Source organism: Klebsiella sp. D5A (assembly GCF_001620885.1).
Classification (GTDB): Bacteria; Pseudomonadota; Gammaproteobacteria; order Enterobacterales; family Enterobacteriaceae; genus Klebsiella; species Klebsiella variicola.
Genome location: NZ_KV407481.1, coordinates 164,769 through 180,515, shown reverse-complemented (window position 1 = coordinate 180,515; position 15,747 = coordinate 164,769). Strand labels below are relative to the sequence as shown.

General features: G+C 59.1%; 13 protein-coding genes and 2 pseudogenes. 11 read left to right on the top strand and 4 right to left on the bottom strand.

Features of this window, described 5'->3' with window-relative positions; all coding sequences use genetic code 11:
- The first annotated feature begins 210 nt into the window (after nt 1-210).
- On the top strand, nt 211-483 hold the full coding sequence (locus AS136_RS00895; RefSeq protein ID WP_032691249.1) for a hypothetical protein: 273 nt from the start codon (nt 211-213) through the stop codon (nt 481-483).
- Between the two features lie 68 nt (nt 484-551).
- Here AS136_RS00895 and AS136_RS00890 read toward each other — a convergent pair whose 3' ends face one another.
- Nucleotides 552-917, bottom strand: a complete 366-nt coding sequence (locus AS136_RS00890) for an HdeA/HdeB family chaperone (RefSeq protein ID WP_162494467.1) — start codon at nt 915-917, stop codon at nt 552-554.
- 300 nt (nt 918-1,217) lie between these two features.
- Between AS136_RS00890 and evgA the strand changes: the two genes are divergently transcribed.
- Both evgA and AS136_RS00880 read left to right on the top strand, forming a co-directional pair.
- Entirely contained in the window at nt 1,218-1,832 is a 615-nt protein-coding gene (gene evgA, locus AS136_RS00885; RefSeq protein WP_008806546.1) for an acid-sensing system DNA-binding response regulator EvgA, read from the top strand.
- 4 nt (nt 1,833-1,836) lie between these two features.
- The gene (locus AS136_RS00880) at nt 1,837-5,079 is read left to right on the top strand and encodes an ATP-binding protein (RefSeq protein ID WP_023323302.1); all 3,243 of its coding nucleotides are present in this window, start codon (nt 1,837-1,839) and stop codon (nt 5,077-5,079) included.
- A 90-nt stretch (nt 5,080-5,169) separates the two neighbouring features.
- Here AS136_RS00880 and AS136_RS00875 read toward each other — a convergent pair whose 3' ends face one another.
- Nucleotides 5,170-5,832, bottom strand: coding sequence for a YfdX family protein (locus tag AS136_RS00875; protein WP_162493302.1), 663 nt, complete (start codon nt 5,830-5,832; stop codon nt 5,170-5,172).
- Between the two features lie 237 nt (nt 5,833-6,069).
- On the opposite strand from AS136_RS00875, the gene AS136_RS00870 reads away from it, so the two are divergent.
- From AS136_RS00870 to AS136_RS28055, 3 genes and pseudogenes are all read left to right on the top strand, one after another.
- Complete coding sequence (locus AS136_RS00870; RefSeq protein ID WP_012967205.1) at nt 6,070-6,645, top strand: HdeD family acid-resistance protein; 576 nt, start codon at nt 6,070-6,072, stop codon at nt 6,643-6,645.
- Between the two features lie 26 nt (nt 6,646-6,671).
- The gene (gene hdeB / locus AS136_RS00865; protein WP_023323303.1) at nt 6,672-6,977 is read left to right on the top strand and encodes an acid-activated periplasmic chaperone HdeB; all 306 of its coding nucleotides are present in this window, start codon (nt 6,672-6,674) and stop codon (nt 6,975-6,977) included.
- A gap of 87 nt (nt 6,978-7,064) precedes the next feature.
- Nucleotides 7,065-7,142, top strand: a pseudogene (locus tag AS136_RS28055) (cob(I)yrinic acid a,c-diamide adenosyltransferase); the annotation flags it as partial.
- Here the strand turns inward: AS136_RS28055 and dhaR are convergent.
- Nucleotides 7,120-9,045: a dihydroxyacetone kinase operon transcriptional regulator DhaR gene (gene dhaR, locus AS136_RS00860; protein WP_032733834.1), complete on the bottom strand. Its 1,926-nt coding sequence runs from the start codon at nt 9,043-9,045 to the stop codon at nt 7,120-7,122. The pseudogene AS136_RS28055 and the gene dhaR overlap by 23 nt on opposite strands.
- 101 nt (nt 9,046-9,146) lie before the next feature.
- Complete coding sequence (locus AS136_RS00855; RefSeq protein ID WP_063266639.1) at nt 9,147-10,244, bottom strand: glycerol dehydrogenase; 1,098 nt, start codon at nt 10,242-10,244, stop codon at nt 9,147-9,149.
- Between the two features lie 251 nt (nt 10,245-10,495).
- On the opposite strand from AS136_RS00855, the pseudogene AS136_RS28530 reads away from it, so the two are divergent.
- From AS136_RS28530 to AS136_RS00835, 5 genes and pseudogenes are all read left to right on the top strand, one after another.
- Nucleotides 10,496-10,698 (top strand): annotated as a pseudogene (locus AS136_RS28530) (hypothetical protein).
- A gap of 155 nt (nt 10,699-10,853) precedes the next feature.
- Nucleotides 10,854-11,924: a dihydroxyacetone kinase subunit DhaK gene (gene dhaK / locus AS136_RS00850; protein ID WP_023340739.1), complete on the top strand. Its 1,071-nt coding sequence runs from the start codon at nt 10,854-10,856 to the stop codon at nt 11,922-11,924.
- A gap of 10 nt (nt 11,925-11,934) precedes the next feature.
- Nucleotides 11,935-12,567 carry a dihydroxyacetone kinase subunit DhaL gene (dhaL, locus tag AS136_RS00845; protein ID WP_008806558.1) on the top strand — a complete coding sequence of 211 codons (633 nt, stop codon included), beginning with the start codon at nt 11,935-11,937 and terminating at the stop codon, nt 12,565-12,567.
- Nucleotides 12,568-12,577: 10 nt separating this feature from the next.
- Complete coding sequence (gene dhaM, locus AS136_RS00840) at nt 12,578-13,999, top strand: dihydroxyacetone kinase phosphoryl donor subunit DhaM (protein ID WP_023323305.1); 1,422 nt, start codon at nt 12,578-12,580, stop codon at nt 13,997-13,999.
- 75 nt (nt 14,000-14,074) lie between these two features.
- Nucleotides 14,075-15,724: a glycerone kinase gene (locus tag AS136_RS00835; protein ID WP_023323306.1), complete on the top strand. Its 1,650-nt coding sequence runs from the start codon at nt 14,075-14,077 to the stop codon at nt 15,722-15,724.
- Nucleotides 15,725-15,747 lie beyond the last annotated feature (23 nt).

Below are 15,747 nucleotides of genomic sequence, written 5' to 3'. Positions count from 1 at the left end.
TCGTTAAAATTCAGGTCAATATCTGAAAAATAACCATAGCCTGCGCCAGCTGATCGAAATCAATACTCCCCTCTCGCCCCTCTTATATATAACCCGTTGACTCACAAAAAGGATGAAATGATGAAAATACGGGATATATCAATCAGTACCTGTCTGGCACTGTTATTAATGGGTTGCGTAGCTAAACCGCCAATGGCGACGGAAAGTGAAATGAAAGAGGCCGCCGCCTTTGCTTTTAATGTCGATGCTTCACAGGTGACAATTTCCGATGCGAAGCAGCAGGATGTGAAAACCAATTTTGTGGCCACCATCGGCAAAACCAGCCATCGATGCTATGTGACGAAAGCCGCCGAGCCGAAACTTTACGGACTGATCCCACTGGGCGGCGGCAGTACCGTCTCGGATGCCATCTGTGCCGGCAGCAACCCGACGCCAGCGAGCAAAACCTGCGACGCCCTGTCGAAAAAAGCGGGCCGCTGCTGAGCCTTTGCGCAGGAGAAGGCCGCTGACTGCACACTTAGTCACTTTTCCTGCCGCTTTACCGCGGTCGCTTAATTCAGCGACCGCACCTGCTGATAAGAATTGAGCCGTTCACGCAGCGAAGTCAGCCAGGCATCTGGCTCCTGGCGGCAGATTTCGGTGAGGATCGGCGTCAGCACCAGTTCAGCTTCATGAAAGTCGGTCCACTCCGGCGGCTGCAGAGAAAAAGGATCGTTCATCAACCAGATCACCATCGGCGTCCAGGTGCGCGGGTCCAGTTGCAGATAATCCTGACAGCGCATCATATCGCGAGTCCGTACCTCATCGGGTGCGATATTCTTTCCCGCCGCGACGCTACTTATTGCCAGAATGATTATTCCTGCCATCAGACGTTTCCAACCCCATTTTCGCCAGAGGGCGCGCTTTTCTTTTGCCATTGTTATTATTTACCTGCCAGCTGTTGCCGGAGGGAATTCCGGGCTACTCACCTTAAAAAGAGCAGATTAATCGTTTGCATTTTTTTTAACAGCAGACAGCGCTGAAGTCAGTGAACGCCTGTTCCTACAGCTGTCATCCAGATATGCAAATATATTCAACAAGCACTCATCCACAATATTTTCCCGGCCGAAAACGATTTGTGTTACAATTGCGCCTTATTACGGCACCGATAAAAATAACCTCCGCCGCACCTGCACCAGGCATCGCCCTTCTTTTTTCATATCAGGATTTACGCCCCCATGAATGCGATAATCATTGACGATCATCCATTGGCACGTATCGCCATTCGCAATCTTCTCGACACCAACGGCATTACCGTCGCGGCAGAACTCGACAGCGGCGCCCATGCGGTGCAGACCGCAGAGAGCATGCAGCCTGACCTGCTGATTGTCGATGTCGATATTCCGGAGCTCAGCGGCATCGACGTTCTGGAGCAGCTGCGCAAACGCCGTTACCGGGGAAAAATTATCGTCATTTCCGCGAAGAATGAACTGTTCTACGGCAAACGCAGCGCCGACTGCGGAGCAAATGGTTTTGTGAGTAAAAAAGAGGGAATGAATAATATCCTCGCCGCAATCGACGCAGCCAATAATGGCTACAGCTATTTCCCCTTTTCACTGGAACGCTTCTGCACCCACGGCATCACCGATCAGGACCGGCTGGATACGCTGTCAACGCAGGAGATGAAGGTGTTCCGCTATATTCTCAGCGGCGTCGACTACACCACCATCGGCAGCAAAATGAATATCAGCAATAAAACGGTAAGTACCTATAAGGTCCGTCTGATGGATAAATTAGGCTGCAGCACCCTGCTTGAGCTATATGACTTTGCGCAACGCAATAAAATAGGGTGATGGCATGGCGGTTCGTCTTATTTTATCCGTCGTTGTCGGGTTGGCGCTGAGTCTCTCTCCTGCCACGTATGCCATGAAACAGCTGGAGCTGAAGAGCCATTCTCATATCGCGGCGATCGATATCCCGCTTAGCGGTAAGGAGAAAGCATGGCTGGCGGCGCAGCCTACGCTGACCGTCGGGACCTGGCTTCCCGAGAGGACGCCCATCGTCTATGACGGCGACGAGAAAAGTTATCAGGGCATTAACGCCGACTATCTGGCGCTGATGGCGCACAGCCTCGGACTGAAGGTGATTATCCGCCAGTATGACACCGAGCAGCAGGCGCTCACCGCCCTGGCCGACCGGCAGGTGGATACCCTGCTCACTCAGGTGGCGCACCGGGATGCGCTCGCCCCGGGCCTGGATCAATCCGCGCCGCTGCTTAAAACCTGGCCGGCGCTGGTGACCTCGCTGAAATCCCCCCTGCCGCCGCTGACCACTGACCGCCGCGTTACGCTGGCCTGCACCCGCGATTGCGCTTTTTTCGATATTATTCAGCAGGCGTTTCCCAACGCCAAAATCACCCTTTATGATAGCGACTATCAGGCTCTCGCCTCGGTGGTCAGCGGCGAGAATCAGTATTTTATCGGCAACAACATCACCACTGGCCACTGCATCTCGAAATATTTCTCGCAATCGTTGGTCATTGCGCACTATTTTCGTCAGCAGGAGCAACACAACCGCTTCGTCACCCGCGACGATCGGCCGGAGTTACACCAGATCCTCGATCGTTTCATTCATGCCATCGACAGCGATACCGCGATGCGGATCATGCAAAACTGGCTCAACCGCGGCGATCTGTCGTTTCTCAATACCCCCCTCCCCTTTAGCGCCGAGGAGCAGCGCTGGCTACAGAAGCATCGTCGCGTCCGCCTGCTGGTCAACCCCTACTTTCCGCCGTTTACCCTGGTGGATGACGAAGATGAGCTGCGCGGCATCATGGCCGATATGCTGAATATTTTCTCACTGCAGACCGGACTACAGTTTGAACCCATCCTGGTGCGCAATCGCCACGATCTGGCAAAGCGCATGGAAAAAGAGGACTGGGCGATCATGCCCGCCGCCACCCTCAATTCGCAGCCGCAGGCCTACGTCACCCTCAGCGATCCGCTCATTAACGTGGCCTTTGTGCTGGTCGCTCGCGGCAGCGCGCCCGACCCGCATCTGCTGACGCGATCGGCGCGGATCGCCCTGCCGGTGGGGCCGATTGCCGCCCACGACCTGAAAACGCGCTTTCCACAGGTCAACTGGGTGGAGACAGATAACGTTGGTATCGCCATGAAGATGGTGGAAGAAGGCGAAGTGGATGCCGCCGTGGCCTCGGAACTCTCCGCCCGCTATATGATCGATCACTACTATCCGCAGGGCCTGCACTACACCCGCATCGACGGACTCCCGGTCGCCGCCATTCGGCTGGCCATCCCGCGCGATGAACCGGTGCTGGCCGCCATTCTTGGCAAAGCGCTGCAGGCGATTCCACCACGGGATATTCTGCAGATGACCGAGAAGTGGTCGAAAATATCCAGCCAGCAAATAGAGAACTGGAGCCAGTACAGCCGCCAGTTTTACCAGCTGATCGCCTTTGCGCTGGTGCTGATCGCCATCAGTCTCGGCTGGGGACTCTCCCTGTGCCGGGAAGTGCGCAAACGCAAAGACTCCCAACAGCGGCTGGAGGACGAGCTGGCGCAGAAGGAGGCGCTCTCCTGTGCGCTGGAGCGCGAAAAAGACAAAGCGATTCAGGCGACAAAAGCAAAGAGTCGCTTTCTGGCCAGCATGAGCCACGAGCTGCGCACGCCGGTGAGCGCCATCGTCGGCTTTCTGGAGCTGCTGGCGAAACCGGAGCTGAACGGCGGCCAGCGTAAAGAGGCGATCGAGCTGGCGGGATCGACGGCGCAAACTCTGCTGGGGCTGATCGGTAATATTCTCGATATCGACAAGATTGAGTCGGGAAAATACCAGATCACCCCGCAGTGGAGCGATGTCGCACAGTTAGTGTCGCAGCAATGCCACACCTTCGACGCGCTGGCGCAGCAAAAGGGCATCGTTCTGCACCACCATAACGCGCTGCAGGAAGGGATCATGCTGTGGCTCGACCCGCAGGCGCTACGGCAAATCCTCAATAATCTCATCGGCAATGCGCTGAAGTTTACCGCCGAGGGTGCGATTCAGGTCAGTTGCCGGCTGGTGCAAGCGGATGAGACGCAGGGGGAGCTGACGCTCATCGTCAGCGACAGCGGCTGCGGGATCAGTGAAGCAGAGCAGGCTACTCTCTTCCACCGCTATGCTCAGGCGCGCCAGGGGCGCCAGCAGACCGGCTCCGGACTGGGGCTGGTCATTTGCAAAGAGCTGGTTGCGCTGATGCAGGGTCGACTGGAGATGGTCAGTCACCCGGGGGTGGGGACAACTTTCACCATCACCCTGCCGGTCAAGGCGAGTCACTGCGCGCTTCATGCGCCGCAGGCATTGCCCACCAGGCCGCAGGCCCTGCCCGGGCTGGCGATATTGATAGCGGACGACCACCCCACCAACCGGCTGCTGCTTAAACGCCAGCTCAGCACCATCGGCTATAGCGTCGATGAAGCCTGCGACGGTGAAGAGGCGGAGAATAAGCTCGCCAGCAAACATTACGATCTGCTGATCACGGACCTCAATATGCCCAGGAAAGATGGTCTGGCGCTGGCGGCCTCGTTACGCCGTCGCTATCCGGGCCTGGTCATTTGGGGCGTGACCGCCAGCGCGCTGCCGCAGTCACGGGAGGCGTGTCTGGCCAGCGGCATGAATATGTGTCTGTTTAAGCCGGTGTCGGTTCAGACGCTGAGCCATGAGCTCAGCCGTTTAGCGGAGGGCCGCGCATCACCTAACGTCACCCGGCACCTGAAGCTCAACGTGCTGACCGAAAATACGGGGGGAGACCAGGCGCTGATGACTGAAATACTGGAGACGTTCCGCGATGCGTCGGCCACAGATTTGCAGGCCGCCGGACAGGCTATCGCCCGGCATGAACCGCAGACCTTTCTGCGAGCGCTGCACCGTCTGCACGGTTCAGCACAAATTCTGGGGATTACTGCGCTACAACAATTGTGCGCCCCTTTTGAGGCTAAGCGACCTGATTCGCTGACGCCGGCAAGCTGTCTGGAGGTGGTACAGCACATCACCGGCGTCATGCGCGAGATCGACGGCGAAATCAACGCCCTGATCGGCCGCTAGCCGTTCCGCTCGGGCAGTCCGCCTGCCCGAGCGTTAAGGGGACATCCATGTCAGTTTCTTCCTCTGCGCTCTATCAGGGTGGAACGAGGATCAGTTGCCTGCCACCAGCATCTCGCTATCCACCACAATGCCCTCTTCAGCGCCCTTCAGCACCAGATTCGCTTCGTAATACTTCCCGGCTTTCAGCAGCTTTTGCGCCTGCGCCACCGCTTTACGGGTCTGGTTGAGCGGCATCAGATACTGGTTCTCGATCACGCCGATGCCGGCCAGACGCAGGGTATCGATAGCCCCTTTCTGGTCACCTTTCGCCAGCTTTTCGTTGGCAGATTTAATGGCACTCTCTTTTTCCGGTGTGGCCACGTAGTCTTCAGACAGGGCGACGGTCGCGTTGATCACCACATAGCGATCGGCGATCATTTTTGCTGTGGCGTCAGTTTTCACGAACTTCGCCCAGCTGGCGTCATCGGCGGCCAGCAGCGCGGCGGCGTCGTCTGTCAGTTTTTTGGCGCTCTCCGGCTGGCCGTGGAACAGCGCCAGACGGGCGAACTGGACGTCGCGCATCGCGTTCGCGCCCTGCACCGCCACCTGCAGCACATCGGCAGCTTCTTTCTGTACCTGCGCCGTGGCTGCCGCGGTTGGCGCTGCCGTCGCGCTGTCTGCCGCCCACACCGGAGAGGTACCCATCATGGTTGCCAGCAGGCTAGCCAGAATGACTTTTTTCATTGTTAACTCCTGATTAAAATCGGTAAGCATCACCAAACGCAGCCAGCTTAAAAAATATCGTGGTTATTGAGAATAAGAGCCCGGAAGCGATATTGCGGGCCTGGTCTGACAGCTGTCAGACCAGGCGTATAAAGTGACCTCGGCGCTCTTATTTACGCCTGGCGATACCGCGGCCTACTATTTTTCTCAGATATTTTTTTTGGCCCGCGGAATAAACCATACGTTTATTTCAGCGCCAGGCCGCCTACCGGGATCTGCGGAGCAATTATGTTTATGTTTAGCCATTACACTTTAAATGCGTTTAGTCCACGCATCTTCTTACGATATAAACGGCATGCCGGCATGATGGCCGCCCTGCTGTTTATCTGCGGGGCCTGTTGCCTGGCCTGGCCGTTGGTCGCCGGTTGGTATCTCGCCGTGGTAACCGGCATGTTGTTGATGATCTGTGGCTTCTATTCACTGTACAGCTTGATTGTCTTCCGCCAGCAGCACTGGAAATCACGCCTGGTGGCGCTGATCTTCGCCATCGCCTGGATCGTGCTCGGCCTGAGCTTTGTCGTCAATCCCCTCAACGGTATGAGCAGTCTGGCCATTTTATTTGGCTTTTTATTTGTTCTCGGCGGTATTTCCCGCATCGTCAGCGGATGTAAAACCCGAAAACAAAGCGGCGCTGGCTGGAATATTTTTATTGGCCTGCTGGATTTACTTATCGCCTGTCTGTGGCTGGCCATGAATCCGCAGCAAAGCTGGTTATTTATCACCGCATTTATCGGCGTTGAAATGATATTTAGCGCCATCGGCTTTCTGGTCCTGCGCAATAAGATGAAGCACGCCCAGGCTTAAGCCGTATTTTATCACTGGAGAAGAAAATGAATTTACCTAAAGCACTCGTGTTGACCGCGGCGGCCACCACATTCTGTCTGATGACCAGCCCGGCGTTCGCGGTTCAGGAAACCACACCGCAGAATATGACCTGTCAGGAGTTTATGGATATGAACCCGAAAAGCATGACCCCCGTGGCCTTCTGGGTCGTGAATCGCAACACCGACTTCAGCGGCGGCGACTATGTCGACTGGCATGAAGTCGAAACCGTCTCGGTACCAAAAATGTTGCAGCAGTGCCACAAGAACCCCGCCGCTAAACTTGGCGATCTCAGCACGGTCATCAAAAAATAACCCTGCTCCCCGGCGTCCCGCCGGGGAAAGTTAACCTCGTTACCCGCCGTGACGCGGCGGGCCCCGTCTCACTTAACGATACCGCTACGCTACAGCAATCGCCTGTCGGATACCCTGTTCTCCATGGCGCGTATCGAGGAGACTAGGCCTGATGCTTGCGCTTGAACTGGCTGGCGTCAATATCGTACTGCTTCATTTTGCGCCACAGGGTGGTGCGGCCGATATTGAGCAGCTGCGACATCTCCTGCACCCGCCCGCTGGTTACCCGGGCGGCGTGAATAATAGCTTCCTTTTCGATGGCGCTAAAGGTCAGGCTGGCCGGCAGCAGCGATGACGCGCTATCCCCGCCCGGCCGCTCGGAAAAGAGATATTCCGGCAGATTACTCAGGCGAATGTGGCCGTTGTCGCTGCTGATGGCGATATTCTCAATGACGCTGTTGAGCTCAAAATCATTCCCCGGCCACGAGTAGGCCACCAGCTGCGCCAGCGCGTCATCGTCCACTTTCAGTCGCGAAGAGAAACGCTTCTCCAGGCTTTTCAGGCGGTTATGCACCAGCGACGGAATGCTGTTGCGTCGGGCGCGCAGCGGCGGGATGACGATCTCGAACGAGTGCAGCGCATAGTACAGCTGGCGGCTAAAGCGGTTCTGCTCCACCAGGTTGGCCAGATCGACGGTGGTGGTGGCGATCACCTTCACATCCACCGGGATCAGGCGCCGGGCGTCAAGGCGGGTGAGCACTCCCTGCTTAATGACCTGCAGCAGAGCCGACTGCAGCTCCGGCGCCAGATACTCAATCTTTTCCAGAAACAGGGTGCCGCCGTTGGCCAGCTCAAGCCGGCTCAGGCGGCCATTCTCATCATCAGTGGGGGCGCTGCCCATAAAGTCCTGGCCCAACACGCTGTCGGCATACAGCTGGCAGTTGACGGCGATGTAGGGGCCGCCCGCCCGCTCGCTTTCATTGTGGATGGCCTGGCTCAGCAGCTCTTTCCCGACCCCCTCTTCGCCGCACAGCAGCACCGGGAAGCCGCCGCGCGCCGCCTGGCGGCCAAAGTGGATCAGGCGCCGGGTTTCCGGATCGTCAGCAGACATCTGCTCAAAGGTGTGGCTGACTTTACCGAGCTGGCTGGTCATCAGCTGCCGCATCTGCTCCACCGGGTGCAGGAGCAGGATAAAGCTGTTGCCTTGCGCCTCGACAATCGGTTTTAAGGTGATCACCGCGTCGACAAACTGATGCTGGCTTTCAAAGGTGACTTCGACGTGATTCAGGCCGCGGGCGTGTTTGATGGCGCGGCGCAGCAGCGCCGGGAGGGTCACCAGATCGGCGATATTTTTCCCCTGGCTGGCCTGGGCATCAAGATGCAGCAGTCTCGCCGCCTGAACATTGAGAAACTGCAGGACGCCCTGCTCGTTCCACGCCATCACCCCATCGTCCATGCTCTCCAGCAGGCCGTACATCTGATTGAGGTGGCGGTTGGACTCCGCCAGCAGGCTGTCGGTGAGCAGTGAATTGCCCACCTCGCGGGCGATGGCCAGCGTCAGGGAAAGGTCGGCGCTGGACTGGTGCTCCACCAGACAGCAAAGCGAGATAGAGCCGAACAGCCGCCCGTGATTATCAAACACCGGCGTCGAACAAAAGCTCCATGGCTGCAGGGCCTGCTTAAAATGCCGATCGCCGGCGGTGTTGATCGGCTGCCCCTGCATCGCGGCCAGCGACAGCGCGCAGGTGCCGATAATGCTCTCCGCACAGTAGCTGCCGTCGCGAAACCCCAGGTCAGCCAGCTGGGCCAGCGTTTGCGGTTCGCCGCAGCGGCTCAGGATGCAGGCGGTCTCATCAAGAATAAACAGCGCGCAGGGGCGACCGTCCATAAACTCCCAGGCGTCCTCCAGCGCCGCCTGACCGATGGTCAGCAGCGCGGTTTTACGCCGACAGATCGAGTCAAAGGTCAGGCCCTGGGCCTGGTGCGGCGTTTGCCAGGTTTCACGCTGCATAAACTTGCTGCAGCGATGCCATGACTGGGCGATGACGGCAGAGACCGCCTTCCCGGTATCCTGAGTCTGAACAGTCATACTGTTTTCCGCGTTTTACCATAGAGAACCCCTCCGGCAGCCACTGCCAGAGGGGAGAAAGAAAAACCGCCGACCGGCGCCAGCGGTTTAGCCACCGCGAATTAACGCGCCAGCCACTGCTGGCCTAACAGATCGGCGGTGAGGATAGCGGCGTGCACACTCTCCGGGGTCACCGCGAACGGCATATTGTGGATGGTCTCCCCTTCCGCGCAGGTGGCTTTCGCCACCGCGGCGATTTTCGCGTCGATCCCCTCTTTGACGCCCATCTGCGCGAGGGTCACCGGCAGGCCGACGCGCTGGCAGAAGCCCAGCACCGTTTCAATTTCGTCCAGCGGGCTGTTCTGCAGCACCAGCTGCGCCAGGGTACCGAAGGCCACTTTCTCACCGTGATACAGATGGTGGCACTCTTCCAGAATGGTGAAACCGTTGTGGATCGCGTGGGCGGCGGCCAGGCCACTGCTTTCAAAGCCAATGCCGCTGAGGTAGGTGTTCGCCTCGATGATGCGCTCCAGCGCTTCGGTCACCACCCCGGCCTGTGCCGCCAGACGGGCCTTTTCGCCCTCCGCCAGCAGCGTATCATAGCACAGGCGGGCGAGGCTCAGCGCCGCCTCGGTGGACTGCCCCCCGGCCATGCTGGTGGCGCGCGCATCGTAGCAGGCCTTGGCCTCGAACCAGGTGGAGAGCGCATCGCCCATGCCGGAGACCAGCAGGCGTACCGGCGCTTTGGCGATAATCGCCGTGTCCATCACCACCATATCCGGGTTTTTCGGATAGATCAGATACTCTTCAAACTCGCCCGCTTCGGTGTAGATCACCGACAGCGCGCTGGTTGGCGCATCGGTCGAGGCGATGGTCGGGATCACCACCACCGGCAGCTTCTGGTAGTAACCGATCGCCTTCGCGGTATCGAGGGTTTTACCGCCGCCGATGCCAACCACGCCGCGGCAGCCCTGTTTTTGCAAAATCGCCATCAGACGGTTAATTTCCACATGGCTGCATTCACCGTTAAACCGTTCCGCATGGCAGCGAATATCGTGGCTCTGCAGGCCATTCACCACTTTCTCTCCCGCCAGCTTCATCACGAAATCGTCGGCGATGACGAAGAAGCTCTCCGCCAGGTTTTTGGCGTATTGACCGAACAGGACAGCAGCATCAGGACCCTGAAGATATTTGGCTGGAGATTGAATAACTTTTAGCATTCCTTTCACCCTCAAATAAGTGCGCATGTAGACATGAAGAGCCCTGGCGTTATCCGCGCCGGCCGGAAAACGCGGCCTGAACGGAACGGTACCGGAGCAGTGCGATCACTGTAGGGCCGGCAGGGAACAAAAAAATCTTTCGCCTTTTTGTTCTGATATGAAACACAGCTTAAATTTTTACGTTCCATATTGGAACAAAAAACCCTGTTCTCTGTCAGGATTGCGATCCCGATCCGCTCATCTGCCGCATAATGCCCTTACCATCCCCCCTTTTCGGCCTTTTTTTCTCCCGCAGCCGGCAGAAAATCAGCAAAAATTTTTTCCCACCCGCTTCGCCAGCCATCCTGACCGCCGCTTATGACAGAAGAAAAAAAGCGCGCCAGCTCGCATTTTCACCGTATCCTCGGCAAAAACGTTCCATAAAGAAACAAAATCAGGAAGCAATGTTTCGTAATGAAACCCGATCGTCGGGGCATTCTTTTTTTCGTCCGCTCAGCCAGAATCATCATATCGCCAGGCACGCTCCACCGTCAGACGATACCCCTACGCGATGACCGCCTCCGCCAGCAGAGAGGCCGCATCGAACCTTCTCCAACGGAGCACTGAATAATGAAAAAGCTGATTAACCGTGTTGAAGATGTACTGAATGAACAATTACAGGGGCTGGCTAAAGCCCATCCGCAGCTGACCCTGCATCAGGACCCGCTATATGTGACCCGCACCGACGCGCCGGTGGCCGGCAAGGTGGCCTTGCTCTCCGGCGGCGGCAGCGGACATGAGCCGATGCACTGCGGCTATATCGGCCAGGGCATGCTCTCTGGCGCCTGCCCGGGGGAAATTTTCACCTCGCCGACGCCGGACAAAATGTTCGAATGCGCGATGCAAATTGACGGCGGCGAAGGCGTTCTGCTGATTATCAAAAACTACACCGGCGACATCCTGAACTTCGAAACCGCCACCGAGCTGCTGCATGAGAGCGGCATTAAAGTCACCACCGTGGTGGTCGACGACGACGTGGCGGTGAAAGACAGTCTCTATACCGCTGGTCGCCGCGGCGTCGCCAATACCGTGTTGATCGAAAAACTGGTCGGCGCCGCCGCCGAGCGCGGTGACTCGCTGGAAGCCTGCGCTGAACTGGGCCGCCGCCTGAACAATCTCGGCCACTCGATTGGTATCGCTCTCGGCGCCTGCACCGTACCGGCCGCCGGGCAGCCCTCCTTTACGCTGAAAGATGACGAGATGGAGTTCGGCGTCGGCATTCACGGCGAGCCGGGCATCGACCGCCGCCACTTCAGCTCGCTGGACCAAACCGTCGATGAGATGTTCGATACCCTGCTGGAGAATGGCGCCTACAGCCGCACGCTGCGCCAGTGGGATACCGTCAAGGGCGCGTGGCAGGAAGTGAAGCAGAGCAAAACCGCGCTGCAAAACGGCGACCGGGTCATCGCGCTGGTCAATAACCTCGGTGCCACCCCGCTGTCCGAACTGTACGGCGTGTATCACCGTCTCGCCCAGCGCTGCGAAGCGTCTGGCATCATCATCGAACGCAACCTCATCGGCAGCTACTGCACCTCGCTGGATATGTCGGGCTTCTCCATCACCCTGCTGAAAGTGGATGATGAGACGCTGGCGCTATGGGACGCCCCGGTTCATACCCCGGCGCTGAACTGGGGAAACTAAGGAGCACGACATGTCACTGAACAGAACGCAAATCGTCGACTGGCTATACCGCTGCGGCGACATTTTCACCAAAGAGAGCGATTTTCTCACCGGCCTCGATAAAGAGATCGGCGACGCCGACCACGGTCTCAATATGCACCGCGGCTTTAGTAAAGTGGTCGAAAAGCTGCCGTCGATCGCCGATAAAGATATTGGCTTTATCCTGAAAAATACCGGCATGACGCTGCTCTCCAACGTCGGCGGCGCCAGCGGCCCGCTGTTCGGCACCTTCTTTATTCGCGCCGCGCAGGTCACTCAGGCCCACCAGAGCCTGACCCTCGACGAACTGTACCTGATGATCCGCGAAGGCGCGGACGGGGTGGTCAACCGCGGCAAAGCGGAGCCAGGGGATAAAACCATGTGCGACGTCTGGCTGCCGGTGGCGGACTCCCTGCGCCAGTCCAGCGAGCAGCACCTGTCGATCGCCGCCGCGCTGGATGCCGCCTGCGAAGTGGCCGAGCGTGCGGCCCACGCCACCATCACCATGCAGGCGCGTAAAGGCCGCGCCAGCTATCTCGGCGAGCGCAGCATCGGACATCAGGATCCCGGCGCAACCTCGGTGCTATTTATGGTTCAGATGCTGGCCGCCGCCGCCAAAGAGTAAGGAAATCGCGATGGTAAACCTGGTTATTGTTTCTCATAGCGCCCGGCTGGGCGAAGGTGTCGGAGAACTGGCCCGGCAGATGTTAATGAACGATGGCTGCAAACTGGCGATCGCCGCCGGGATCGACGATCCCGACAGCCCGATCGGCACCGATCCGCTTAAAGTCATGGAGGCGATCGAATCTGTCGCCGATACCGATCACGTGCTGGTGATGATGGATATCGGCAGCGCGTTGCTCAGCGCCGAAACCGCCCTCGATCTGCTCGATCCGACGATTGCCGCGAAGGTGCGGCTGTGCGCCGCGCCGCTGGTGGAAGGGACGCTGGCGGCCACCGTCAGCGCTGCCTCCGGCGCCGGGATCGACAAGGTGATCGCCGACGCCATGAGCGCCCTGGAGGCCAAGCGGGTTCAGCTGGGTTTACCTTCGCCAACTTCTGACGCCGCGCCGGCGCCGACGCTTGCCGACGATGGCGACACAAAATCGGTTTCAGTTATTATTAACAACCACAACGGCCTGCACGTGCGTCCAGCGTCGAAGCTGGTCGCCGCGCTGGCGGGTTTTAACGCCGATCTGCTGCTGGAGAAAAACGGGAAGTGCGTCAAACCGGACAGCCTCAACCAAATCGCGCTATTGCAGGTCCGCCGCAACGATAAGCTGCGCCTGCTGGCCCGCGGTCCGGATGCCGACGCGGCGCTGGCGGCGTTTCAGACGCTGGCCGCCGATAACTTCGGTGAATCGCCTGCGGGGCAACCGGCAGCGGCTCCGGCAACGCCCGAGCGCGTCGAAGGCGCAGCCCTGCGCTATCCGCTGGCCCTGATCCAGCCGCTCCGCCCGGCTGCCGCCGATGCCGCCCGCGAGCAGCAGCGCCTGCGCCAGGCCATCGACCAGACGCTGGCGGATCTTATCGCCCTGACCGAGCTGGCGGAAAATAAATTTAACGCCGATATCGCGGCGATCTTCGCCGGGCACCACACCCTGCTCGACGATGACGATCTGTTTGATGCCGCCAACGATCGTCTGCTCACCGAACAATGCTCGGCGGAATGGGCGTGGCATCAGGTGCTAATGGAGCTCAGCCAGCAGTATCGCCAGCTGGATGACCCCTACCTGCAGGCGCGCTATATCGATATCGAAGATATTCTGCAGCGCACCCTGCGCCATCTGCAGGGTATTCAGGAGACGCTGCCGACGCCCGGCGAGCCAACAATTATTATTGCCGACAACATTTATCCCTCAACCGTCTTACAACTGGATGCCAGCCTCATTAAAGGCCTGTGCCTGCGCGATGGCAGCGAACAGGCTCACGGCGCGATTATCGCCCGCGCCGCGGGGATCGTGTGGCTGTGCCAGCAGGGCGAGGCGCTGAAGGATATTCAGCCTGGCGAAGCCATCGCGCTCGATATGCGTAACCAACGCCTTATCCGTGACTAAAATTCACGTTGACCGTTACCGCTCCGGAGGCCTGCCTCCGGAGGGTGAGTTTTCGCTTACTCTTCAGGAACCACTATGTCTCAATTCTTTTTTAACCAGCGCGCCAGCCTCGTCAACGATGTGATTGAGGGTACCATTATCGCCAGCCCGTGGAATAACCTCGCCCGTCTGGAGAGCGACCCGGCGATCCGGGTGGTGGTCCGTCGCGATCTGAATAAAAACAACGTGGCGGTGATCTCCGGCGGCGGCGCCGGCCATGAACCGGCGCACGTCGGCTTTATTGGTAAAGGCATGCTGACCGCCGCGGTCTGCGGCGATCTGTTCGCCTCGCCGAGCGTCGACGCGGTGCTTACCGCCATTCAGGCGGTGACCGGCGAGGCGGGCTGCCTGCTGATCGTCAAAAACTACACCGGCGATCGGCTTAACTTCGGCCTGGCGGCGGAGAAAGCGCGCCGTCTCGGCTACAACGTGGAGATGCTGATCGTCGGCGACGACATTTCGCTGCCGGATAACAAGCATCCGCGCGGCATCGCCGGGACCATTCTGGTGCATAAAGTGGCGGGCTATTTCGCCGAGCGCGGCTTCAACCTCGCCACCGTCCTGCGTGAAGCGCAATACGCCGCCAGCCATACCGCCAGCATCGGGGTGGCGCTGGCCAGCTGCCACCTGCCGCAGGAAGCCGACAGCGCGCCGCGCCATCAGGCCGGTCACGCCGAGCTGGGAATGGGCATCCACGGTGAGCCGGGCGCCTCGACGATCGCCACGCAAAACAGTGCGGAAATCGTCAACCTGATGGTGGAAAAACTGACTGCCGCCCTGCCGGAAACCGGCCGCCTGGCAGTGATGCTTAATAACCTCGGCGGCGTGTCGGAGGCTGAGATGGCGATCCTGACCCGCGAGCTGGCCAACACCCCGCTGCAGGCGCGCGTTGACTGGTTAATAGGTCCGGCCTCGCTGGTGACGGCGCTGGATATGAAAGGCTTCTCGCTGAGCGCCATCGTGCTGGAGGAGGGTATTGAAAAAGCGCTGCTGTCGGACGTGGAAACCGCCGGCTGGCAGAAGCCGGTGCAGCCGCGGGCAGTTAACATCATGCCGTCCACTCTCGCCAGCGCGCGCGTCGACTTTACGCCCTCAACCAACCCGCAGGTGGGCGATTACGTCGCGCAGGTGACCGGCGCCCTCTCCGGCCTTGAAGCCCATCTCAACGCGCTGGACGCCAAAGTGGGCGATGGGGATACCGGCTCCACCTTCGCCGCCGGGGCGCGTGAGATTGCCGACCTGCTGCAGCGCCAGCAGCTGCCGCTAAACGATCTGCCAACGCTCTTCGCGCTGATCGGCGAACGTCTGACGGTGGTGATGGGCGGCTCCAGCGGGGTATTGATGTCTATCTTCTTCACCGCTGCCGGGCAGAAGCTGGGACAAGGCGCCAGCGTGGCCGAGGCGCTGAACGCCGGTCTGGAACAGATGAAGTTTTACGGCGGCGCCGATGAGGGAGACCGGACGATGATCGACGCTCTGCAGCCGGCGCTGGCGGCGCTGCTGGCCGAACCGGAGAACCTGCAGGCCGCTTTTGCCGCGGCGCAGGCCGGGGCGGATCGCACCTGCCAGTCGGGCAAAGCTGGCGCCGGACGCGCGTCCTATCTCAATAGCGATAGCCTGCTCGGCAACATGGACCCCGGCGCCCATGCGGTAGCGATGGTGTTTAAGGCCCTGGCGGAACGATAAGCCTTCCCCGGTGGCGCTGCGCT